Raw genomic sequence first — 21,845 nt, forward strand, 5'->3', positions numbered from 1 at the left:
GGCTACGAATCGATGACCCCCATCCAGGCCCAGGCGATTCCTGTGGTGCTGGCGGGCAAGGACGTCATGGGTGCCGCCCAGACGGGCACCGGCAAGACCGCCGCCTTCGCGCTGCCCCTGCTGCAGCGCATGATGAAGCATGAGAATGCCTCCACCTCGCCGGCGCGCCATCCGGTGCGCGCCCTGGTGCTCCTGCCCACCCGCGAACTCGCCGACCAGGTGGCGCAGCAGGTCAAGCTCTACGGCAAATACACCAACCTGCGCAGCGCGGTCGTCTTCGGCGGCATCGACATGAAGCCGCAGACCCTGGAGCTGAAGAAGGGCGTCGAAGTGCTGGTGGCCACGCCGGGGCGCCTGCTCGATCACATCGAGGCCAAGAATGCCGTGCTGAACCAGGTCGAATACGTGGTGCTGGATGAGGCCGACCGGATGCTGGACATCGGCTTCCTGCCCGACCTGCAGCGCATCCTGTCGTTCCTGCCCAAGCAGCGCATCACCTTGCTGTTCTCGGCGACTTTCTCGCCCGAGATCAAGCGCCTGGCCAGCAGCTACCTGCAGGACCCGGTGGTGATCGAGGTCTCGCGGCCGAACACCACCGCGTCGACGGTCGAACAGCATTTCTACAGCGTCGTGGACGACGACAAGCGGCGCGCCGTCAAGCAGATCGTGCGCCAGCGCGGTATCACCCAGGCCTTCGTGTTCGTCAACAGCAAGCTCGGTTGCGCGCGGCTGGCGCGCTCGCTGGAGCGGGAGGGCATGAAGACCACGGCGCTGCACGGCGACAAGAGCCAGGACGAGCGCCTGAAGGCGCTGGACTCCTTCAAGAAGGGCGAGGTCGACCTGCTGGTGGCCACCGACGTCGCGGCCCGCGGCCTCGACATCAAGGACGTGCCGGCGGTGTTCAACTTCGACGTGCCGTTCAACGCCGAGGACTACATCCACCGCATCGGCCGCACGGGTCGCGCGGGTGCGTCGGGGCTGGCGGTGACGCTGGTGTCGCCGAGCGACACGCGCCTCATGGCCGATCTGGAAAAGCTGTTGAAGCGCAAGATCGAGATCGAGCCGATCGAGTACGAGGAAGACCGTCCGCGCGGCCGCATCAACGACGGCCGCCGGGCCTGGCGCGAGGAGGACGAGGACCGTTCCGCGCGCAACGAGGAACGCCGCCGCGAGTCGCGTTCCTTCGGTGCGCCCAAGGACCCCTTCTTCGAGCAGCCCTACGAGCCGCCGCAGCGCGAGGAAGCGCCTTCCTGGGAAGCCGGCGCCAAGCCGGCGAGCGGCCGCGTCTCCGCGAACATCAAGCCCAAGCGCAAGGTGGCGGCGCTGTTCAAGTCGGCGGAATAAGCGCGTCGATGGCTGCCGTCGTGGATGGCGGCTCGAGGCCACATGACAGCCAGAACCGGGCGCCCTTCGCGCCGTCGCAAGGATGTCATCCCGGGCTCGACCCGGGATCCACGCTGCGCATGCATTGGCGCTGTCGTGGATTGCGGCTCGAGGCCGCAATGACAGCCAACGATCACTCCCCCGGCGCCTGCGCCTGTTCGCACGGCTCCTGAATCAGTTCGTGCCCGCCGTCTTCGGCTAGCCGCAGCGCGCTGAGACACCCGCCCCACACGCAGCCGGTATCCAGGCCGATCAGGCCCGGCCGCCGCAGGTAGCCCAGCGTCGACCAATGCCCGAAGGCGATGGTCACATCGGCCGTCCTGCGCCCCGGCACCTCGAACCACGGCAGCAGTCCGCCCGGCGCCTGCTCCGGTCCGCCGGAGGCCTTCAGGTCCATCACCCCTTCCGGCGTGCAAAAGCGCAGGCGTGTGAGCGCATTCACGATCACGCGCAGGCGGTTCGCGCCGCTCAGGCCATCGTCCCAGCGATCCGGCTGGTTGCCCCACATCTGCGCCAGGAAGTCGACCAGCCCGGGCCCGCGCAGCACCGACTCGACTTCCCCTGCCAGGCCCATGACCTGCGGCGCGCTCCACTGCGGCAGCACGCCCCCATGCACCATCAGGATCCCATGCGCCTGCAAGGCCATGGATCGATGCCGCAGCCACTCGAGCATCGCCTCGCGATCCGGCGCTTGCAGGATGTCGTCCATCGTGTCGTTGCGGTGCGGCGCGCGATGCCCGTGCGCCACCGCCAGCAGGCTCAGATCGTGGTTGCCCAGCAGGCAGCGCGCCGCAGCGCCATAGCCCGAGAGGCGGCGCAGCACCGCCGCCGAGGCGGGCCCGCGGTTCACCAGGTCGCCCAGCAGCCAGAGCGTGTCGCGGCTCGGCGAATAGGCGATCCTTGCCAGCAGGCGAGCCAGCGGCGCGTCGCAACCCTGCAGGTCGCCGATCAGGTAATCGGCCATGTGCGTTGCGAGCGGTATGGCGTGGTGGAGCGGGCCACGCGGGTGGCCCACTGCGGTTGGTACAGCTCCAGCATGCGGGCCACGGAACGCACCGCCAGCGGGGTGGCCAGCACGGGACCCAGGATGATCCGCTGCACCATCTGCTCCAGCGAAGGCTTGTGCTCGCCGTCGCCCAGGGCGTCCGTGCTGAAGCGCAGCCGCGGCTCGATGCCGCGCGAACCGATGGCGTAGTGCAGTTGCTGGGTGAAGCGGTCCTCGAGGTCCTGCTCGCGCAGGTAGACCATGCGCCATTCGCGCTCCTCGTGGAAGCCGCGGTGCTTGGTGAACAGGGCGAACAGCTTGATGCGCTCGAACAAGGCCGCGGCCGCGGTGGCCATGTCCTGCACCGAGCCGCCCTGCCGCTGCAGGGCCAGCGCAAAGCGCTGCAGCTTGTGCGCCATCCAGTCCTCGCTGGCCTCGTACGAGAGGTACTCCACCTGGTGCACCAGCAGCGGCGCGGGCGCGGCCAGCAACTGCGACATGTCGAACACGATGGCCACGCCGTTGCCGTCGCCGCCATAGCCGCGCCACATCGACAGCAGGCCGTCGTCGCCGATGTTGTCGTCGTGCTCGGAGCAGCTGAAGACGTAGACGTCGAACGCCGACTCGTTGTCGAAGGCCGTGAACAGCGCATCGAAGGCGTCGAGCAGCGCGTTGTAATGCGCCGGCGGGCAGGCCTGGCGCAGGCCCGTGTGGGTGCGCACGGCGTGCAGGCCCAGATTCATGCCGTAGCGAAGCTCGTCCACGTCGTTCATGTAGAGCGGGTTGGAAAACCAGATCTCCCCCGTCTGCGCGATGCGCTCCAGGGTGCCGATCGACGTGTAATGGGCCAGCAGGGGAACGGCGCCCGGGGCGGGCTGCGCTTGCATGTCTGACCAGAGGACCCGGTCGAGGCTGTCTTCGGGCACGATGCCTTGCAGTAAAGTCCGTCTCCCTGCGATTCTGTCCTGATTCATGGATTTCCTGCTGATCGCATTCCTCACGTTGGTCAACGGCCTGTTTGCCATGTCCGAAATGGCGCTCGCCTCCACGCGGAGGGGGCGCCTGGCGGCCATGGCCGAAGATGGCGACCGCGGCGCGCAGACCGCGATCAAGCTGATGGACCAGCCTACCCAGTTCCTGTCGACGGTGCAGGTGGGCATCACCTCCATCGGCGTCATCAACGGCATCATCGGCGAGGCCGCCTTCAGCTCCGGCGTGGCCCAGTGGCTGCACGGCCTGGGACTGTCGCAGCGCGCCGCCTCGGTGACGGCCACCGCCGTCGTCGTGGCCATCATCACCTACATCACGATCATCTTCGGCGAGCTGGTGCCCAAGCGCATCGGCCAGATCTACCCGGAGCAGATTGCGCGCTGGATGGCTCGGCCGATGCATTGGCTGTCGCGCGCGGCCGGGCCGTTCGTGAAATTGCTGGCCGCATCGACGCAGGCCACGCTGCGGCTGCTGGCCGTCAAGGCCACGCCGCGCATGGTCACCGAGGAGGAGATCGCGCACAGCCTGGAAGAGGGGGTGGATGCCGGCGTGATCGAGCACCACGAGCACCAGATGGTGCGCAACGTGTTCCACCTCGACGACCGCGCGCTCACCTCGATGATGGTCCCGCGCACGGACGTGCGCTGGCTCGACGCGGCCCTCAGCGTGCGCGAGGCCTTGCGGCGCGCCGGCGAGAGCGAGGCCCATTCCTGGTACCCGGTGTGCCGCGGCTCGCTGGACGACGTGGTGGGCGTGATCAGCGTCTCGCGCCTGATCTCGCTGGGCCCGGGCCACGAGGGACCGGTGGAGCCGCACGCGGTGCCGGCCGTGTTCGTGCCGGAGACGCTCAGCGGCATGGAACTGCTCGAGCAGTTCCGCAGGCTGGCCTCGCGCCTGGTCTTCGTGGTCGACGAGTACGGGGTGGTGCAGGGCCTGATCACGCCGCACGACCTGCTGGAAGCCATCACCGGCGAGCTGCAACCGGGCGCCGACGCCCAGGCCTGGGCCACCCGGCGCGAGGACGGCTCCTGGCTGCTCGACGGCCTGATGCCGGTCTCGGAACTGAAAGCCCGACTGGACATCCGCGACCTGCCCGAGGAGGATAAGGGGCGCTACAACACCCTGGCCGGATTGCTGATGGCCGTTTCGGGCCACCTGCCCGGTCCGGGGGAGCGCATCGATTGCGGCGACTGGGTGTTCGAGGTGGTGGATCTCGACGGCCGGCGCATCGACAAGGTGCTGGCCCAGGCCGTCCCGGAGCCCGCGGATGCCGCGGCCGGCGATTGACAAGAACTGCCTGAGGAGGAGAGACATGGCCGACCCCCTGAACTACGCGGCACCCGCGCTGCTCGATCGCAACAAGCACCGCCGCACCCGCGTGCGCCCCGGCGCCGGCTTCGCCTTCGCCCGCAACACCAACTCGGTCTATGTGGCGGCGGCGGAATTCAACGAGGCTGCCAAGGAATACGCGATCGTCTTCACGCGCAGCGGCACCGGCGGTCAGCCCGCGCCCGTGCTGCTGCTGGGAATGCGCGATCGCGAAAACCTGTTCGTGGCCGAGGGCGACCGCTGGGACGGGCGCTACATCCCCGCCTTCGTGCGCCGCTATCCCTTCGTGCTGGCGCAGGCGCCGCAGCAGCAGCTGGCCGTGTGCATCGACGAGGCTTGTCCCGGCTTGTCCGAGAGCGAGGGCGAGGCCCTGTTCGACGGCGAGGGCCAGGAGACGCCCTACCTGAAGAACACGCTCAGCTTCCTCACCGACTACCAGCGCGAGTACGCCCGCACCGAGGCTTTCTGCAAGCGGCTCGACGAGGCCGGCCTGTTGACGGAGATGAATGCGCGCGCCGACCTGAACGACGGCAGCAGCTATGCCGTCAATGGCATGCTGATCGTCGACGAGAAGAAGTTGCTGGCCCTGCCCGATGCCACGGTGCTGAGCCTGTTTCGCACCGGCGAGCTGCACCTGGTGTCGGTGCACCTCGCCTCACTGACCAACATGCAGCGGCTGGTGGACCGGATGGCGCAAAGGCCTGCGCCGGCGCGCTGAGGCAGCGCGGGCCGCTCAGGCCTGCAGCGGCTCGCGACCGGCGAAACGCGCCGGGTCGATCACTTCCAGCGCGCCTTGCGCGACCAGCTGGCGCAGGAGCTTGTCGAGGTCCTGTGCCGGCATCGTGCAGCGCGCCGCCAGCCATTGCCGGTTGACGGGTTGGCTGCTCATGACTGACAGGATGCGATAGATCTCGGCCGTGCGCTCGGTGTCGCCGAGCTCCGGCCACGCCTTGAGCCGAAAGATCAGATCGGCACCAGCGCCGCGGAGGCGGGCCGGGGCGGGCCGGGTGGCCTGGAAGGAACTGGCGCCGGCCTGCTGGGCCGATCCGCCCAACAGCCGGCGAAGCGAGACAAACGTCAATGAAAGCATGTAGGAAGTGTCCGACGCTGCGTTGCACGCGCTCTAGGGGAAAGGTCAGCACGGCCGTAGTGCTTTTCCTAACACCTTCTACCTGCCCTCACAATCGTTCGATGGGAGGTTTGGTGCGCCGAAAGCCTCGGCCAAAAGGAGGGGCCCGAAGGTGAGCCCTCACGAACGTACGCCGCGCGCCTACGCGCCGTCGTCCGCCGCGATGCGGTAACCGACGCCCCGCACGGTCTGGATCACGTTGTCGCCCAGCTTCTTGCGCAGGTGATGTACGTGCACTTCGACAGCGCTGCCATCGCCCACCCGGTTGCCGCTGCGCGCCTGGATGTCGGCGCGGCTCAGCGTCCTGGGCTGGTCTTCCAGCAGGGCCAGCAGCACGGCGAACTCCTGCTCGGTCAGTTCGATCGGCGTGCCGGCGCGCTGCACGAAGCGGTTGTTCGGATCCAGCACCAGGTCGCGGTAGCTGATCTGGCCGGCCGAGAGCGTCGTCCGCCGGCGCAGCAGGGCGCGCATCACGGCGGCGACCTCCTCGAGGTGCACGGGCTTGATCACGTAGCCGTCGGCGCCGAGGTCCAGCGCGGTCAGCCGCGAGCGCAGCTGCGAGCGGGCCGAGACCACCAGCACTGGCGTCTTCGCCTCCGGCAGTTCGCCGGCCGGCGAGCGGCGCAGCTTCTGCAGCAGGTCCGTACCTTCGCCGTCCGGCAGGCTCAGGTCCAGCACGAGGATGTCGAACGAAGCAGTCCGCAGGGCCTCCCACGCGGACGCCAGGTCCTCGCGGGTTTGCGCCTCCCATTGCTGGCGCCGGACGATGCCGGCGAGCGCGGCGGAGGTGGTTGGATCATCCTCGACGATCAGGACACGGGTCATGCGTTCTCAGGAGCTGATGCTCCGAGAATACGGCATGGCCCGGCTTCCTTGGTGCGGCGGAGCCGAACGTGCACTCCCGCCGGTCAGGCGGAGAGTTCGGGCTTCAGTTCCTGGGCCGGGATCACCCCCTGGTCACCGTCTTCGTAGATCAGGTAGGCGGCGTTGCCCATCATGCGCCAGCAGGCGTTGAAGCGCTGGCCCTGGAACAGGGCGGAAGCGGCGCGGTATTCGCCTACGTCGCCGGGTTCGATGCGGCTCAGGACGAGGTCGCTCTTGCACGCCTCTTCTGACAGCCGCACGGAGTCGTTACCCTGCCGGGCGATCAGGTCCTGGGCGAAGACCGGCGCGGCGGCCAGGGTGGCGAGGGCGGCGCAGAACACAACGGCTTTCATCGAAAACTCCAGAAGGTGAGCGCATCCGCAGGCGACGGGATGAGGACTGAAGGTCTGCGCTATGGCCGCAATGTTGCGACGCAGCTTCGCGGGAACCTGTAGGAGAGGCGGTGCCGCAGCCGTCCGCCAAGCACGCCTCGACACCGTCGCTGCCGCGAAGTCGACACAGCGTCGGCGTCCGGCGGGCGTAGGCTGCCCCAGCCGCAATTCGTCAGCGTGACATGCTGCGTGCCGCGCCATCATTTACAGCCCGGGTTGCACTGCATCGACTCCGTCCTACGGGGGGTCGTGCGCCGCGGTCGCAAGCTCGGCTTCGCCGGTGCATGGGTGCCGGCCTTGCAAAGGAGACAGAAGCATGAACAAGAGAGACTTCCTCGGTGGCCTGCTGGCCGTGTCCTTCGGCGGCTGGATGAGCGCGGCCGAGGCGCAGGTGATCGTGCGCGTCGCACCGCCGCCGCCGCGCGAGGAACGCATGCCGCCGATGCGCCGCGGCATGGTGTGGATACCGGGCATCTGGGACTGGAGCGGTCGCCGCTACGTCTGGCGCACCGGGCACTGGGTCCCCGAGCGCCGCGGCCACCGCTGGCGCGAGGATCGCTGGGTCCCGCGCAATGGCGGCTGGGCGCGTGAACGCGGCGGCTGGGACCGGGACGGCGACGGCGTGCCGAACCGCATGGACGCACGCCCCAACAATCCGCACCGCCAGTAGGCGCCCGTGCCCCGGAGAGGAACCGTTAGCATTCCCTTCCGATGCGCATCCTGCTGATTGAAGACGACAAGGTGCTGGCCGACGCGCTCGCGCGCGCGCCGGGCCATTCCGCCCACGCGTCCATGCGGCGGGCACGGGCGAAGAGGCCGGCCGCGTGCTCGCCCTCGGCACGGTAGGAACACCATGGATCTCCTGACCAGTGCCGTCTTCTGGTTTGCCCTTTTCAAGATCATCCTGATCAACATCGTGCTGTCGGGTGACAACGCGGTGGTCATCGCGCTGGCCTGCCGCTCCCTGCCGCCGCAGCAGCAGAAGAAGGCGATCGTGTTCGGCAGCGTCGGCGCGATCGTGATGCGCGTGGTGCTGACCTTCTTCGCCGTCAAGCTGCTGGCGCTACCCTGGCTGAAGCTGGTGGGCGCGGCCTTGCTGCTGTGGATCGGCATCGGCCTGCTGAAGGAGGAAGACGAGGACGACGAGCTCGAGGGCCATTCGGGCCTGTTTGCCGCGATCAAGACGATCATCGTGGCGGACCTGGTGATGAGCATCGACAACGTGATCGGCGTGGCCGCGGCCGCCAACAACGACCTGCTGCTGCTGGTGATCGGCCTGATCATCAGCATTCCGCTGATCGTGTTCGGCAGTACGCTGCTGCTCAAGATGATGGGTCGGTTCCCGATCATCATCACCCTGGGGGCCGCGCTACTGGGTTGGGTCGCCGGCGACATGGCGATGTCCGACCCGGCGATCGCGCCCTACGTCGGCGAGCACGCCGAGACCCTGCAGAGCATTGCCGCCGTGATCGGCGCGGCGATCGTCGTCGCCGTCGGCAAGTGGCTCGCCAGGCGCAGCACGGCGGGCGAGCCTGGCGAGCACGCCGCCTGAGCCGCGCCGGCTCGCCTACGCCTCGTTCCGCGCGCAGACGACAAGCCGGCTGCCGGCGCGCTGCAGACTGTGCGCATGCTGCGCCGCTTCCTGCTCGCCCTTCCCACCGCACTCGGTTCCGGCCTCGCCGCCTCGGCGCCCGCGCTCACCGTCTGCACCTTCGGCGATTCCATCCTGGACTGCGGCCACTACAACCCGCAAGGCGTGCAGCCCGGCCAACTGCTGGTGCGCAACGACGACGCGCTGTTCCCCGACTTCCGCGGCCAGGACCTGCAGGCCAGGCACGGTGGCCGGCTGCAACATCGCGCCGTCGATGGCGCGACGGTCGACGGCCTGCAGCGGCAATTGCAAGGCGTGCGGCCGGTCGCCGGACCCGCCGTCGCCATGCTCACCGTTGGCGGCAACGACCTGCTGCGCGGACTTGCCGCGGACACCGGGGCCGGCATGCGCGCCTTCGAGCGCACGCTGCAGGAGTTCGTGCGCGCATTGCCGGTGCGGCCGCTCTTGGTCGGCACGGTCTACGACCCCACCTTCGGCGACGACAGCCGCAACTTCCTCGGCGTGGAGGCGCGCATCGCCCGCGCGAACCACGAGCGCGTGAACCGCATCCTGGCGGAGGTGGCGACGCGCGAAGGGGCGCTGGCGGACCTGCATGCGCACTTCCTGCACGGGGATGCCTCCTGGTTCACGCACACCATCGAGCCGAGCCTGCGCGGCGCCTCGGAAGTGCGCCGCGTCTTCCTGCCCCTGGTGCTCGGCCGCGCCTGATCCGGGGCAACCCCGCTGCGCCCAGGCGCGGCCTTCGGGCACCATAGCGCCATGACCCGTGCCGAAGGAATCCTGAATCTCGATGCCTCCACCCTGTCGCGGCGCATTGCCGCGCGGGAGCTGTCGTGCCGTGCGCTGATGCAGGCGTCGCTGGAACGCATCGCCGCCCTCAATCCGGTGCACAACGCGATCGTGTCGCTGCGCGATGCCGACACGCTGCTGGCGCAAGCCGATGCGCACGATGCCGTGCTTGCGCGCGGCGAGATCGTCGGCTGGATGCACGGCTTCCCGATCGCGGTGAAGGACCTGAGCGACGTCGCCGGCCTGCCCACCACGATGGGCTCGCCGGCGATCGGCTTGCGGATGGCGCAGGCGGACGCCCTGTTCGTGCAGCGCATGAAGAAGGCCGGCGCGATCGTCATCGGCAAGACCAACACGCCCGAGTTCGGCCTGGGCTCGCACACCTACAACCCGGTGTTCGGCGTCACCCGCAATGCCTGGGATGCTGCCAAGTGCGCCGGCGGCAGCAGCGGCGGCGCGGCGGTGGCGCTGGCCCTGCAGATGCTGCCGGTGGCCGACGGCAGCGACATGGGCGGTTCCCTGCGCAATCCCGCGGCCTTCAACAACGTCCTCGGCCTGCGTCCCTCGCGCGGGCGCGTGCCCGCAGTGCCGGCGGAAGACGTCTTCTTCCAGCAGCTCAGTACCGAAGGTCCGATGGGGCGCACGAGCGAAGACGTCGCGCGCCTCCTGATCACGATGGCCGGCTGGGACGACCGGGCACCGCTGTCACTGGCCGAAGCCTGGCCCGATCCGGCGGGCGAGGACCCGATCGCGTGCGAACCCGGCCAGCGCATCGGCTGGCTGGGCAGCCTCTGGCCCGACCTGCCGCTGGAGTCGGGCGTGTCCGCTCTCTGCGCGGCCACGCTGCAGAAGCTGCAGGCCGCGGGCTTCGAGGTGGAGCCCTGCACGCTCGATGTGCCGCGCGAGGCCAACTGGAACGCCTGGCTGCGGCTGCGCCAGATGCTGGTGGGCGGCAAGCTCGCACCGCTGTACGCGCAGCAGCAGCACTTGCTCAAGCCCGAGGCGCAGTGGGAGGTGGAGCAGAGCTTCCAGCTCACGGCGGCGCAGTTGTACCAGGCCTCGGTGCAGCGCACGCAGGTCTACCAGGCGTTTCGCAAGCTGTTCGAACGCTACGACTACCTGGTCGCGCCCTCGGCGCAGGTCTTTCCCTTCCCGGCGGAACAGCATTGGCCGAAGGAGATCGCCGGTGTCGCGATGGACACCTATCACCGCTGGATGGAGATCGTCACCCCGTTCACGCTGGCGGGCCTGCCGGTCGCCAGCGTGCCCGTGGGTTTCGGGGCGCAGGGCCTGCCCATGGGCATGCAGGTGGCCGGGCCGCCGCGCTCCGACTTGCGGGTGCTGGCGCTGGCCCGCGCTTGCGAGCGCATCGCCCCCTGGTCCCACGTGCGGCCTGCAGCGCTGGCGCATCCCGCTTGAGCGACTCGCCCCGCTTCGCCGCCGATGCGATGCTGGGCCGCCTCGCGCGCTGGCTGCGCGCGCTGGGCTACGACACTTCGTACGACGAGAGCCTGGCCGATCCGGTGCTGGTGCAGCAGGCCAATGCGCAGCAGCGCGTGCTGCTCACGCGCGACCGCCACCTGCTGCGCGATCTGCGGCCGGAGCGGGCGCTGGAGATCCGGCATGACGACCCACTGCAACAGTTGCACGCCGTCGTCACCACACTGGCGCTCGCTGCGCCGACCGACCTGTTCACGCGCTGCCTCCTGTGCAATGCGCCGCTGCAGGAACTGGATCCCGAGCAGGCGCAGGCGCTGCTGCCCGCCGGCATGCTCGGTGTGCCGGGGCCGGTGCGGCGCTGCCCGCAATGCGGCCGCAGCTACTGGGAAGGCTCGCATGTCCGCCGCATGCGCGCAGCTCTGGAACGGGTTCTCCCGGCTTGGGTCAGCAACGTGGAATCGGGAACAATTACGCAAACCAAAGGACGCACCCCGGGTTTACCGGGCTGACACAGGCCGGGTGGGGCCGCTTGCTAGATTGCACTGGCGCCTACCACCTGGAACCATGAAGTACATCCCCTTCTCAGCCCTGCCTCTGGACGAACGCATCGCCTTGCTGGCGGCCCTGCAGCGCACGGGAGTGGCCGCGCGCCAGGTGTGCATCTCGAAGCTCGAGCCGGGCTCGGCGGCCGAAGGCGACACGCTGCCCGGTATTGCCATGGTGTCGGCGCCGGGCTGGATCCGCTGCTACGAAAGCGGTGCCGGCTGGATAGGCGAACTGGAACGCGACCTGGGTGCGCTCGCGCGCCGCTAGGAGCCTCGCGGGAGCTACTTCATTGCCGGCGCAATGACCCGCAATGCCCGCCGCCGGATGCGGTAGTGCAGCGGCGTATCCATCATCCCCACCTCGCCATCGGTCGCAACGCGGATGCGCTGGTCGTGCGTGGTGATCTCGAAGGCCTCGCCGGCCAGCATCTCGAAATCGGCGGACTGCTCCAGCCGCCGCAGCAACGCCCGCAGCGCCAGCAGCACCAGGCCGAGGCGGCCGCGCCGGCGGCCGAGATAGAGCGCGAGCTCGCCGGCATCCAGCGTCTCGCGCGCGCCGATGTCGAAGCCTTCCATGATGTAGCGGTTGTTGCCGATGAAGACGAAGGGCGTGCGCCGCAGGTGCTGCTCGTCTTCCGTTGCGATGCGCACGGCGATCCCGGGATTGCCTTCCGTGGCATGCAGGGTGGCGCTTGCCAGCGCCCGCCACTTGCTCTTGCCCAGGCGCAGCTGCTGCAACTCGCGCTCGCGCACGATCTCCGGATACAGGCCGATGCTGGAGTTGTTGATGAAGATGCGATCGTTGACCTGGCCGACGTCGACCTGCCGCACCGCACCTTCGGCCAGCGCCCGCACCGCATCCTCCAGCTTCAGCGGCACGCCCAGGTCCTTGGCAAAGTGGTTCAGCGTGCCCAGCGGCAGCACGCCTTGCACCAGGTCCGTGTCGACCAGCCGCGAGGCCACCGCGCTCTGCGTGCCGTCGCCGCCGCCCGCCACGATGAGCCGCGTGCCGTGCGCGCGCGCTCGCTCGATCGCCTCGAACAGCGCGTCGCCGCCGTGCGCCAACACCGCCTCCGCGTCCATGCCGTGTTGCTGAAACAGGGCGCGCAGTTCGTCTGCCAGCTCGGGGCCGCAGCCGGTGCCCGACTTGGCGTTGAGGACCACGAGGGGCTGGCGGCGGAGGTCGTCGATGGGCATCGGGCGCGAGCATACCCTCCGACGCCGCCTGGCGTCGGGCTGGCGACCCGTGCTGCCACAGCCGCCCGCGCGCGCCTTCAGTGAATACCCCGGGATCGCGGCGATACGCCGAAAGTAGCATGGCCTCCTTTCGAGGAGACGCCATGAAACGTTCGACCTTCCTTGCCGCGGCGCTCTGCGCGGCCACGCTTGCCGGCTGCGCCGGCATGGGCATGTCCGGCAACGCCGGCTGGGAAACCCTGATCGACGGCGAGCAGGGGCTGGCCAATTTCGACCGCATCGGCGAGGCCAACTGGCGGGCGGAGCAGGGCGCCATCGTCGCCGACCGGGGCGCCGGCGGTTACCTGGTGTCGCGCAAGCCCTATCGCGACTTCCAGCTGCGCGCCGAATTCTGGGCCGACGCCACCACCAACAGCGGCGTCTTCCTGCGCGCCACCGAGCCGGCGAAGATCGCGGCGGCCACCGCGTATGAGGTCAACATCTTCGACCAGCGACCCGACCCCAGCTATGGCACCGGGGCGATCGTCAACGTGGCCAAGGTGGTGCCCATGCCGAAGGCCGGCGGCCAGTGGAACGTCTACGAGATCACGGCCCGCGGTTCCCACCTGACGGTGGTGCTCAACGGCGTGCGCACGGTGGACGTGGAAGACAGCAAGTTCGCGCAGGGCCCGATCGCGCTGCAGTACGGGCTGGGCGCCAACGACCGCCCGGGCGGCCCGATCAAGTTCCGCAAGGTGCTGATCCGCTCGCTCTGACCGGGTGTCCACGCGAACTGCCGCTCCACCAGCAGCTCGATCGCCACCCCGTCGACCACGTCCTGCAACAGCTGCGGCTCTCCGGAGCGCAGCTGGCAGTCGATCACGAGGCGGTGCGGTCCGAACCAGCGCGTGTCCACCTCCTCGCAGTCGCCGGCGAACACCAGCCGCGGCGAGAGGCTGCGCAGCCAGGCGTAGCGCCCCCGCAGGTACACGCCGCTCGCGCGGCCGCGCGCCTGGGGCAAGGCGCGCACTTCCGCGACGTGGGCGCCATCGGGCGCGCTGGCCTGCGGTTTGAGCAGATCGTGGGCGGAGCGCCAGTAGAACTCGCGGCCAAGCAGGCCCGCCAGCAGCAGGGTGGGCACGAGCGCGGCCAGGACGGATGCACGAATTTTCACGATGGGGACGATTGTGTCGCGCGACCGCCGCTTGCGCGCGGGGATCGGTCTTGCAGCGGGGCTGGCGAGTCCCATGTACGCTCTCGCAAGGCCCCGCCGGGGCCGATACCGGAAAGATGCCATGTTGTTCAAACGCCTGACGCTGCTGTGGTCGGTGCTGCGCGGGGACGCGCGCACGCTGTGGTTCGCGCTGCGCCATCCGGGCGCACCGGGCTGGCTGAAACTGGGCACGGCGCTGATCGTGCTGTACGTGATCTCGCCGATCGACCTGATCCCGGACTTCATTCCCGGCATCGGCCTGCTGGATGACATGGTGCTGGTGCCGCTGGCGATCCGCTTCCTGCTCAATCGCCTGCCGCCACACATCGCGCAGGCCGCGGCTGCCCGCGGCCGCTGAAGCCCGCAGGCCGCGACCGTAAACTCGCGGCGTGCCCCTGACCGACCTGCTCCCGCTCGCCGAATACTGGACCTACCGCTTGGGCGGCTACGTGATCCTGAATTTCCTCGACGACCCCGCCTGGCTGGCCCTGATCTTCTGCTGACGGCGGCCGGACTGCCCGCATTTTCCCGGTTGTGCCTTGCGCATCCTTTCCAGATGATGGCGCATCCCAACAGCACCTCAGGAGATCCAGGCGATGCCCACCGACCATTCCTCCGGCCTTCCCGGCAACGACATCCGCTGGAGCGGCGGCGAGGAACACTGGACCACGCGCAAGCAGGGCGAGATCGACCTGTTCCTGTGGCACAAGCCGGCGGCCGCGGGCGTGCCCTTTCGCGGCACCATTCTCTTCGTGCACGGCTCGTCGATGGCCTCGCAACCGACTTTCGACCTGTCGGTGCCGGGGCGCGCCGATTCGTCGGCGATGGACTGGTTTCGCGAGCGCGGCTTCGACACGTGGACGATGGACAACGAGGGCTACGGCCGCTCGAGCAAGCACCGCGAGATCAACTTCGACATCGCCAACGGCGCCGACGACCTGGCCGCCGGCACCGAGTACATCCTGCAGCGCGCGCGCAGCAGGCAGCTGATGGTCTACGGCATCTCCTCGGGGGCGCTCAAGGGCGCGCTGTTCGCGCAGCGCCATCCGGAACGCGTGGCGCGGCTCGCGCTCGACGCCTTCGTCTGGACCGGCGAGGGCAGCCCCACGCTGGCCAAGCGGCGCGAGAAGATGGCCGAGTGGACCGGCGCCCATCGCCGCAAGATCGACCGCGACTTCGTCTACAGCATCTTCAACCGCGACCACCCGGGCACGGCCGAAGACCGCGTGATCGAAGCCTTTGCCCAGGCCATCCTGACGCTGGACAACTCCATGCCGACGGGCACCTATGTCGACATGTGCTCCAAGCTGCCGCTGGTGGATCCGCAGGAGATCGCCGTGCCCACCATCGTGATGCGCGGGGAATGGGACGGCATCGCCAGCTTCGACGACCTGCTCGAATTCTTCAAGCGCCTGCGGCACTCCGACAAGCAGTTCGCGGTGATGAAGGGCATCTCGCACGCGAGCTTCCAGCAGAAGAACTACCAGAACGTGTATCACATCCTGCATGCGTTCTTCACGCAGCCGCCGCAGGTGTATGCGTGAAGGATGGCGCTACTCGGGAACGTGGCCCCAGAGATCCAGGACCACTCGCGCCCCCGGCGCGAACATCTGCTGCGCCACTTCGACCGCGGTGAATGGAATGCCCTCGGCCCGCAGCGCCGGGTCCCACGCGAGATGGCAATTGCGGAAGTCGCGCAGGTCGCCGTGGAAGTGCAAGGCGCGCGTGACCTGCGACAGATCCGAGCCCGCCGCCGCGAAGATCTTCGTGGCCTTGCGCAGCGCATCCGCCATCTGCGCGGCGGCGCTGTCCTGGTAGAAGGGCGCCGAGGGATCCACCTGCGCGCTGGGGCAGATGCCGCCGTCGGCAATGCCCATCAGGCCGGCCACGAACAGCAGGCCGTCGAACGCGCGCGCCGGGATCATGTCGCCGGCGATCAGCTCCACGTCGCAATCGATGTCGCGCACCGCGTCGGCCGCGGACTCATGCGCGGCGACCACGTTGATTTCCACGGTCGCGGCGCTGGTGCCGAAGGCCGGATGCCGCACCGGCACCACGGTGGTGGGCGGGACGCGGCCGCCAAAGGCCTTGGACCAGCTGAGCCAGAACGCCGGTAGATCGTCCGGCTGGCTCAGGTAGACCTGGGCCTTCAGCACCAGGCCGAGCCGGCTGCCGGCGTCGGTGAGCGCCGGGACCAGGCGGTGCTGCACCAGGTAGTCGGTCTCCAGTTGAATGCCCGTGCCGTTCCATTGCTGGCCCGCCGGGACCTGCGCCTCGGCGGCCAGCTGCCCGCTGGCATCGCGCGCCAACTGGCCGGCGATGAACACCAGGTCGCCCACCCGCAGGTGCGGCGCATAGCCCGAGGTGGCAGGCACGTGCAGCCCGCTGCCCGCTGCGGCCTGGCGCAGCTGGTAACCGCTGGCATCGGTGGCGGCCAGCACCTGCAGGTCCATGGCCGCATCCAGGTTCAGCAGCCGGTTGACGATGATCGAGGTGCTGGGCGAGACGCGCCCGGCCAGCACGTTCTTGCGCGCGACGTGATACGGGTCCACCGCGCGCGGGTCTGGGTAGTACTGGTCGAGGCGCGCCACCCGCTCCAGGCTGCTGCCGGCCAGGTGCAGGTGATGGGCCATGGTGGCGAAGATGGCTGCCGCCTCGCGCTGCGACTGCGGCGGCACACCCAGGGGCCGAGTGCTGCGCACCACGTCCGGGTCGAGCCGGCCGTCCGGCAGCGTCGCGCGCAGCCCGGTGCCGAATACCCATTTTCCGGCACGCACGAAGGGCGCATGCACCACGCCGCCCGCATATTCGCGGGTGCCGAACTTCTCCAACGCCATCCTGCTTCCTTCTGGTTCCTGCTTCAGTCCACGCGCAGGCCGGCGGCGCGTACCGCCTTGCCGCTGCGTTCCTTTTCCTGCCGCATGAAGGCCAGCATCTCGGCCGGCGAGGTGGTCACCTGCTCGATGCCCGCCTGCTCCATGAAGGCCTTGACCGCTGGCGCCTCGAGCGCCGTGGCCAGCTCTCGATGCAGGCGCTCGATCAGCGCCGGCGGCGTGCCCTTGGGCGCCACCAGTCCCGACCAGACATAGGCCTCGAAGCCGGGGAAGCCCGACTCCGCCAGCGTGGGCACGGCGGGCAGCAACGGCGAGCGCGCGGTGCCGGTCACGGCCAGCGCGCGCAGCCGCTGCTCGCGGATGTAGGGCACCATGGCCGCCAGTCCCGGCATCGCCATCGGCACCTGGCCCGCCAGCACGTCCTGCACCGCAGGAGCGCTGCCGCGATAGGGCACGTGGGCCATCTTCAGCCCCGCCGCCGAGAGAAACCGGGCAACGAACAGGTGCTGCGCGCTGCCATTGCCCGAAGACGCGTAGTTCACCTCGCCCGGCCGTGCCTTTACATAGGCGATGAAGTCCTGCAGGGTGCGCACCGGCAGCGAGGGATGCACCACCAGCACGCTGGGCTCGCGCCCGAACAGCGACACCGGCGCGAAGTCTTCCACCGGGTCGAAGGTGAGCTTCTCGTACAGGCTCGCGCCTATGGTCTGGGGATTGGAGGCCAGCAGCAGCGTGTAGCTATCGGGGGCGGCCCGCGCCACCATTTCGCTGCCGATCAGGCCACCCTGGCCCGGCTTGTTCTCGACGACCACGGCCTGTCCCAGCTGCTTCGCCAGTTCCTGCGCGATCACGCGCATCGGTGCATCGGAGGCGCCGCCGGCGGAATAGGGAACGACGATGCGCAGCGGCCGGTTCGGATAGCCCGCCTGCGCCCGCACTGCCCACGGCGCAAGTGCGGCGGCCGCCAGCACGCGGCGGCGGGTGGGGGACGGACTCATGGCGGCTCCTGCTTGCGACCTACAGGGCAGGATGGTGGGCCACCACGCGGATGCTGGCAACCCTTTGCGCACGCCCTGTCAGTTCAGGCCAAGGCGCCGGCCGCTCATTCCAACCGGATGTGCGCGTCCTTCACCACCTTGCCCCAGCGCGCGAGCTCTTCGCCCAGGTACGCCGACATCTCCTCGGGGCTGGTGGGGGTGGCCTCCACGCCGGCATCGAACAAGGCCTTCTTCGTGTCGGGCGCGGCCAGCACCTTGGCGATCTCGCCATTGAGCTTGCGCACGATCTCGGGGGGTGTGCCCGCCGGCGCCAGCAGCGCCAGCCAGACGGAGGCGGCGTAGCCCGGCACCCCGGCTTCCTGCATGGTGGGCACGTCGGGCATTTGCGGCGCCCGCTTCGCCGTAGTGACGGCAAGGGCTTTCAGCCGGCCCTGCGCTACCTGGGGCAGGGCATTGGGCAGCCCGGCGAAACTGCTTTCGACCACGCCGGCCACCAGGTCGGTCGCCGCGCCGGAGCTGCCCCGGTAAGGCACGTGCTTGAGCGGCGCGCCGGTCATGGCAACGAAGAGGCCGCCCATCAGGTGCTGCGCGCTGCCGTTGCCCGAGGAGGCGTAGTGGATGTCGTCGGGCTGCGCCTTCGCCAGCGCGATGAATTCCCGCACGTTCTTCACCGGCACCCTGGGGTGCACCAGCAGCACGTAGGGCGAGTCGACCAGCTTGCCGATCACGGTGAAGCTCTTGATCGGGTCGTAGGGCAGGTTCCGGTAGATCCAGGGGCTGATCACGTGCGTGCTGGAAACCATCAGCAGCGTGTAGCCGTCGGGCGGCGCCTTGGCCACGAAGTCGCTGCCGATGGTGGAGCCGGCGCCGGCCTTGTTCTCGATCACCCACTGCTGGCCCAGCGACTGCGACATCTTCATCCCGACGATGCGCGCCACCACGTCGGTGAAGCCGCCCGGCGCGAAGGGCACGATCAGCTTGATCGGCCGGGACGGATAGTTCTGCGCCGCCGCCTGGCCCTGCGCCAGGGCGGGTGCGGCCGCGGCCAGCATCGTGCAGAGGACCAGAGCGGGACCGGAAAGGCGCATCGCAAGACTCCCAGTGGAGCGGCGATTCTGCGAGCCCCGCCGCGGCAGCGCATCAGGGTTGCACCCGGCGCGCGCCTGCGGCCTGGCGCCAGGGACTACGCGGCCGAACGCCGTCGACGATCTGGCGCGCGGCCGGTGTGCGCCCGTCAGGAGATCGACAGCGTCCCCGGTGAAGCCGCCTTGGCGGCTTGTGCATTTGTGCTCAGAATGGCTGCTGCCCGGGCCGACGGCCCACCACAAGGATTGCGGCAATGACCTGGTCGATTCTGGCGCGCGACGACAGCGGACGCCTCGGCGTCGCCATCGCGAGCCGGTTCTTCGCGGTGGGAGCCCTGTGCGTGCACACGCAGCGTGGCGTCGCCGCCCTTGCCACCCAGGCCTTGATGAATCCGCTGTACGGGCCGCAGGGCCTGGCCTTGCTCGCGCACGGCAGCACCCCGCAGGACGCGATCGCCACCTTGACCGCCGCGGACCGCGGGCGCGACCAGCGCCAGCTGCACATCCTGCCGGCGCGCGGCCGGCCCGCCGCGTGGACGGGCTCGGCCTGCGTCGACTGGTGCGGCCATCACCTGGGCGAGGACTTCAGCGTTGCCGGCAACATGCTGGCCGGCCCGCAGGTGGTCGCCGCCACGGCTGAAGCATTCGCCGCCACCCGTGGCCGCGATCTCGCCGAGCGACTGCTCGCCGCCATGCAGGCCGGTGAAGCGGCCGGTGGTGACAAGCGGGGCAAGCAGGCGGCGGCCCTGCGCATCCATGCCGACGAGGACTATCCGCAGCTCGACCTGCGGGTCGACGACCACGCCGAGCCGCTGCAGGAACTGCGTCGCCTCTACGAGAAAAGCCTGGAGCGTTACCAGCCCTTCATGGCCTGCCTGGCCGGCCGCAGCGACTCCGCGGGCATCACGGACCGCACGGTCATCGAGGAGCGCATCGCGCGCTTCCACCGTGAACGCGGAGGCGAGCGCTGATGCCGGTGCTGCAAGTGCAGGACCTGCGCACCGAGTTCCGCACCGACGAGGGCGACTTCCCCGCCGTGGACGGCGTGAGCTTTTCGGTCGACGCCGGCAAGACGCTGGCCATCGTCGGTGAATCGGGCTGCGGCAAGAGCGTCACCGCGCTGTCGATCATGGGCCTGGTGCCGGATCCGCCCGGCCGCATCACGGCCGGCTCGATTCGCTTCGAAGGCCGCGAACTGGTGGGCGCGCCCAAGCGCGAGCTGCTGGATTTGCGCGGCAACGGCATGGCGATGATCTTCCAGGAGCCCATGAGCTCGCTCAATCCCGCCTTCACCATCGGCGACCAGATCGTCGAGGGCCTGCTGCGCCATCGCCGCAGCTCGCGCGCCGAGGCGCAGGCCCGCGCCATCGAGGTGCTGCGCCAGGTGCGCATCCCGGCGCCGGAGCAGCGCTTCCACGAATACCCGCACAAGCTCTCGGGCGGCATGCGCCAGCGCGCGATGATCGCCATGGCGCTGGCCTGCAAGCCGCGCCTGTTGATCGCCGACGAGCCCACCACAGCCCTGGACGTCACGATCCAGGCGCAGATCCTCGAGCTGATGCGCGTGCTGCGCGACGAGACCGGCACCGCCGTCATCCTGATCACGCACGACCTCGGCGTGGTGGCGGAAGTCGCCGACGAGGTCGCCGTGATGTATTCGGGCCGCATCGTGGAACGCGCCAGTGCCCGCGCCATCTTCGAGGCGCCGCAGCATCCGTACACCGTGGGCCTGCTCGGCTCGATCCCACGGCTGGACGTGGCGCGCGAGCGGCTCGCCTCCATCGAGGGACAGGTGCCGAGTCCGCTGCAGCGTCCGACGGGCTGCAACTTCGCCGACCGCTGCCCTTTCGCGATCGCAAAATGCCGCAGCGACGATCCGCCGCTGATGGCGGTCGGCGACGCGCATCTCTCCGCCTGCTGGCGCGCGCCGCTCGATCCCGACGCGTTGCTGCCGCAGCCGGCGCAGGCAGTGGCGCTCGCATGATGGCAGCCGCCCCGCTCGTGCTGGCGCAAGGGCTGGTCAAGCACTTCCCGGTGCGGCGCGGCCTGCTGGGCCGGGTGAGCGGGCTGGTGCGCGCCGTCGATGGTGTCGACCTGCGGATCGCCCCCGGCGAGACGCTGGGCATCGTCGGCGAGTCCGGTTGCGGCAAGTCCACGCTGGGCCGGCTGCTGCTGCGCCTGATCGAGCCCACCGCCGGCCGGCTCGAGTTCGACGGCCGCGACCTGCGGGCACTCGGCACCGCACAGTTGCGCGCGCAACGAAGGGCGCTGCAGATCATCTTCCAGGACCCGTACTCCTCGCTCAACCCGCGCATGACCGTCGGCCAGACGCTGTCCGAGCCGCTGCGCCTGCACGGGCTGCACGCGGGCCGCGAGGCGCAGCGCGTCGCCGAACTGCTGCACACCGTGGGCCTGGCGCCCGAGCACGCGCAGCGCTACCCGCACGAGTTTTCCGGCGGCCAGCGCCAGCGCATCGGCATTGCGCGTGCATTGGCGGTGGAGCCGCGGCTGATCGTCTGCGACGAGGCCGTGTCGGCACTGGACGTGTCGGTGCAGGCGCAGGTGGTCAACCTGCTGCAGGACCTGCAGCGGCGCTTCGGGATTGCGTATGTCTTCATCGCGCACGACCTCGCCGTGGTGAAGCACATCGCCACCCGCGTGGCCGTGATGTACCTGGGGCGCATCGTCGAGAGCGCCGACAAGGACGCGCTGTTTGCCAATCCGCGGCACCCCTACACGCAGGCGCTGCTCGCCGCGATCCCGCGGCCCGACCCCACGCTGCAGCGCGAGCGCGCCGTGCTCGGGGGCGACGTGCCCAGCCCCTTGCAGCCACCGAGCGGCTGCCACTTCCATACGCGCTGCCCGCATGCGCAGCCCCTGTGCTCGGAACTGACGCCGCCCCTGGAGGCCACCGCTGACGGCCACGCCGCAGCCTGCCACTTCTGGCGCGACATCCAGCAGCGCGCTGCAGTGCCGCGGCCGATCGCCTTCACGCCCGCGCGCCAGCGCCTCGAGCGCCTGCAGGCCGCCTTCATTGCCCACGATCCCGCCTTGCTGCCCCCAACCTGAATGGAGAGCCCC

25 protein-coding genes are annotated in these 21,845 nt (G+C 69.6%); 16 read left to right on the forward strand and 9 right to left on the reverse strand.

All coding sequences use genetic code 11. The features are described 5' to 3' along the window. A partial coding sequence (locus tag JWP60_RS22725) for a DEAD/DEAH box helicase (protein ID WP_299796473.1) occupies positions 1-1,344 on the forward strand: 1,344 nt, incomplete at its 5' end. 172 nt (positions 1,345-1,516) lie between these two features. Here the strand turns inward: JWP60_RS22725 and JWP60_RS22730 are convergent. Together JWP60_RS22730 and JWP60_RS22735 are read right to left on the reverse strand one after the other, a co-directional pair. After that, on the reverse strand, positions 1,517-2,347 hold the full coding sequence (locus JWP60_RS22730; protein WP_299796476.1) for a symmetrical bis(5'-nucleosyl)-tetraphosphatase: 831 nt from the start codon (positions 2,345-2,347) through the stop codon (positions 1,517-1,519). Then, complete coding sequence (locus JWP60_RS22735) at positions 2,332-3,255, reverse strand: DUF2971 domain-containing protein (protein WP_299796479.1); 924 nt, start codon at positions 3,253-3,255, stop codon at positions 2,332-2,334. The genes JWP60_RS22730 and JWP60_RS22735 overlap by 16 nt, the downstream gene beginning before the upstream one ends. 85 nt (positions 3,256-3,340) lie before the next feature. On the opposite strand from JWP60_RS22735, the gene JWP60_RS22740 reads away from it, so the two are divergent. Both JWP60_RS22740 and JWP60_RS22745 read left to right on the forward strand, forming a co-directional pair. Continuing rightward, complete coding sequence (locus JWP60_RS22740; RefSeq protein ID WP_299796482.1) at positions 3,341-4,645, forward strand: hemolysin family protein; 1,305 nt, start codon at positions 3,341-3,343, stop codon at positions 4,643-4,645. 25 nt (positions 4,646-4,670) lie between these two features. Then, on the forward strand, positions 4,671-5,405 hold the full coding sequence (locus tag JWP60_RS22745; RefSeq protein ID WP_299796485.1) for a SapC family protein: 735 nt from the start codon (positions 4,671-4,673) through the stop codon (positions 5,403-5,405). A 15-nt stretch (positions 5,406-5,420) separates the two neighbouring features. On the opposite strand, the gene JWP60_RS22750 is transcribed toward JWP60_RS22745, so the two are convergent. The 3 genes from JWP60_RS22750 to JWP60_RS22760 form a co-directional block, all read right to left on the reverse strand. Beyond that, entirely contained in the window at positions 5,421-5,777 is a 357-nt protein-coding gene (locus JWP60_RS22750) for a hypothetical protein (RefSeq protein ID WP_299796488.1), read from the reverse strand. A gap of 180 nt (positions 5,778-5,957) precedes the next feature. Next, positions 5,958-6,641 (reverse strand): response regulator transcription factor, encoded by a 684-nt coding sequence (locus tag JWP60_RS22755; protein ID WP_299796491.1) that lies wholly within the window; start codon positions 6,639-6,641, stop codon positions 5,958-5,960. Between the two features lie 83 nt (positions 6,642-6,724). After that, positions 6,725-7,033: a hypothetical protein gene (locus JWP60_RS22760; RefSeq protein ID WP_299796494.1), complete on the reverse strand. Its 309-nt coding sequence runs from the start codon at positions 7,031-7,033 to the stop codon at positions 6,725-6,727. A 355-nt stretch (positions 7,034-7,388) separates the two neighbouring features. On the opposite strand from JWP60_RS22760, the gene JWP60_RS22765 reads away from it, so the two are divergent. The 7 genes from JWP60_RS22765 to JWP60_RS22795 all read left to right on the forward strand — a co-directional run bounded on the left by JWP60_RS22765 (position 7,389) and on the right by JWP60_RS22795 (position 11,726). After that, the gene (locus tag JWP60_RS22765; RefSeq protein ID WP_299796497.1) at positions 7,389-7,742 is read left to right on the forward strand and encodes a YXWGXW repeat-containing protein; all 354 of its coding nucleotides are present in this window, start codon (positions 7,389-7,391) and stop codon (positions 7,740-7,742) included. 41 nt (positions 7,743-7,783) lie between these two features. Further along, positions 7,784-7,918 (forward strand): hypothetical protein, encoded by a 135-nt coding sequence (locus tag JWP60_RS22770; protein WP_299796500.1) that lies wholly within the window; start codon positions 7,784-7,786, stop codon positions 7,916-7,918. Between the two features lie 7 nt (positions 7,919-7,925). Further along, positions 7,926-8,624: a TerC family protein gene (locus JWP60_RS22775; RefSeq protein WP_299796503.1), complete on the forward strand. Its 699-nt coding sequence runs from the start codon at positions 7,926-7,928 to the stop codon at positions 8,622-8,624. A gap of 75 nt (positions 8,625-8,699) precedes the next feature. Further along, the gene (locus tag JWP60_RS22780; RefSeq protein WP_299796506.1) at positions 8,700-9,392 is read left to right on the forward strand and encodes an SGNH/GDSL hydrolase family protein; all 693 of its coding nucleotides are present in this window, start codon (positions 8,700-8,702) and stop codon (positions 9,390-9,392) included. A 51-nt stretch (positions 9,393-9,443) separates the two neighbouring features. Further along, on the forward strand, positions 9,444-10,892 hold the full coding sequence (locus tag JWP60_RS22785; RefSeq protein ID WP_299796510.1) for an amidase: 1,449 nt from the start codon (positions 9,444-9,446) through the stop codon (positions 10,890-10,892). Then, on the forward strand, positions 10,889-11,422 hold the full coding sequence (locus JWP60_RS22790) for a Mut7-C RNAse domain-containing protein (RefSeq protein ID WP_299796513.1): 534 nt from the start codon (positions 10,889-10,891) through the stop codon (positions 11,420-11,422). Before JWP60_RS22785 ends, JWP60_RS22790 begins: the two co-directional genes overlap by 4 nt. A gap of 55 nt (positions 11,423-11,477) precedes the next feature. Beyond that, positions 11,478-11,726: a hypothetical protein gene (locus JWP60_RS22795; RefSeq protein WP_299796517.1), complete on the forward strand. Its 249-nt coding sequence runs from the start codon at positions 11,478-11,480 to the stop codon at positions 11,724-11,726. A gap of 14 nt (positions 11,727-11,740) precedes the next feature. Here JWP60_RS22795 and JWP60_RS22800 read toward each other — a convergent pair whose 3' ends face one another. Further along, positions 11,741-12,655, reverse strand: a complete 915-nt coding sequence (locus JWP60_RS22800) for a diacylglycerol kinase family protein (protein ID WP_299796520.1) — start codon at positions 12,653-12,655, stop codon at positions 11,741-11,743. A gap of 143 nt (positions 12,656-12,798) precedes the next feature. On the opposite strand from JWP60_RS22800, the gene JWP60_RS22805 reads away from it, so the two are divergent. The 3 genes from JWP60_RS22805 (at position 12,799) to JWP60_RS22815 (ending at position 15,391) form a co-directional block, all read left to right on the forward strand. Continuing rightward, entirely contained in the window at positions 12,799-13,410 is a 612-nt protein-coding gene (locus tag JWP60_RS22805) for a DUF1080 domain-containing protein (protein WP_299796523.1), read from the forward strand. Between the two features lie 522 nt (positions 13,411-13,932). Next, complete coding sequence (locus JWP60_RS22810; protein WP_299796679.1) at positions 13,933-14,205, forward strand: YkvA family protein; 273 nt, start codon at positions 13,933-13,935, stop codon at positions 14,203-14,205. Positions 14,206-14,443: 238 nt separating this feature from the next. Continuing rightward, positions 14,444-15,391, forward strand: coding sequence for an alpha/beta fold hydrolase (locus JWP60_RS22815; RefSeq protein WP_299796526.1), 948 nt, complete (start codon positions 14,444-14,446; stop codon positions 15,389-15,391). 9 nt (positions 15,392-15,400) lie between these two features. Here JWP60_RS22815 and JWP60_RS22820 read toward each other — a convergent pair whose 3' ends face one another. The 3 genes from JWP60_RS22820 to JWP60_RS22830 form a co-directional block, all read right to left on the reverse strand. Further along, positions 15,401-16,684, reverse strand: coding sequence for a RidA family protein (locus tag JWP60_RS22820; RefSeq protein ID WP_299796529.1), 1,284 nt, complete (start codon positions 16,682-16,684; stop codon positions 15,401-15,403). Between the two features lie 23 nt (positions 16,685-16,707). Further along, positions 16,708-17,679 (reverse strand): tripartite tricarboxylate transporter substrate binding protein, encoded by a 972-nt coding sequence (locus tag JWP60_RS22825; protein ID WP_299796533.1) that lies wholly within the window; start codon positions 17,677-17,679, stop codon positions 16,708-16,710. Between the two features lie 104 nt (positions 17,680-17,783). Further along, positions 17,784-18,767 carry a tripartite tricarboxylate transporter substrate binding protein gene (locus JWP60_RS22830; RefSeq protein ID WP_299796536.1) on the reverse strand — a complete coding sequence of 328 codons (984 nt, stop codon included), beginning with the start codon at positions 18,765-18,767 and terminating at the stop codon, positions 17,784-17,786. Between the two features lie 251 nt (positions 18,768-19,018). Between JWP60_RS22830 and JWP60_RS22835 the strand changes: the two genes are divergently transcribed. From JWP60_RS22835 to JWP60_RS22845, 3 genes are read left to right on the forward strand one after another with little or no spacing between them, the layout of a single operon-like run. After that, positions 19,019-19,735 carry a DUF1028 domain-containing protein gene (locus JWP60_RS22835; protein WP_299796539.1) on the forward strand — a complete coding sequence of 239 codons (717 nt, stop codon included), beginning with the start codon at positions 19,019-19,021 and terminating at the stop codon, positions 19,733-19,735. Then, entirely contained in the window at positions 19,735-20,748 is a 1,014-nt protein-coding gene (locus JWP60_RS22840) for an ABC transporter ATP-binding protein (protein ID WP_299796542.1), read from the forward strand. Before JWP60_RS22835 ends, JWP60_RS22840 begins: the two co-directional genes overlap by 1 nt. Beyond that, positions 20,745-21,833, forward strand: a complete 1,089-nt coding sequence (locus JWP60_RS22845; protein WP_299796545.1) for a dipeptide ABC transporter ATP-binding protein — start codon at positions 20,745-20,747, stop codon at positions 21,831-21,833. The genes JWP60_RS22840 and JWP60_RS22845 overlap by 4 nt, the downstream gene beginning before the upstream one ends. Positions 21,834-21,845 lie beyond the last annotated feature (12 nt).

The sequence above is a fragment of the Ramlibacter sp. genome, from assembly GCF_028291745.1.
In the GTDB taxonomy this organism is placed as follows: Bacteria; Pseudomonadota; Gammaproteobacteria; order Burkholderiales; family Burkholderiaceae_C; genus Ramlibacter.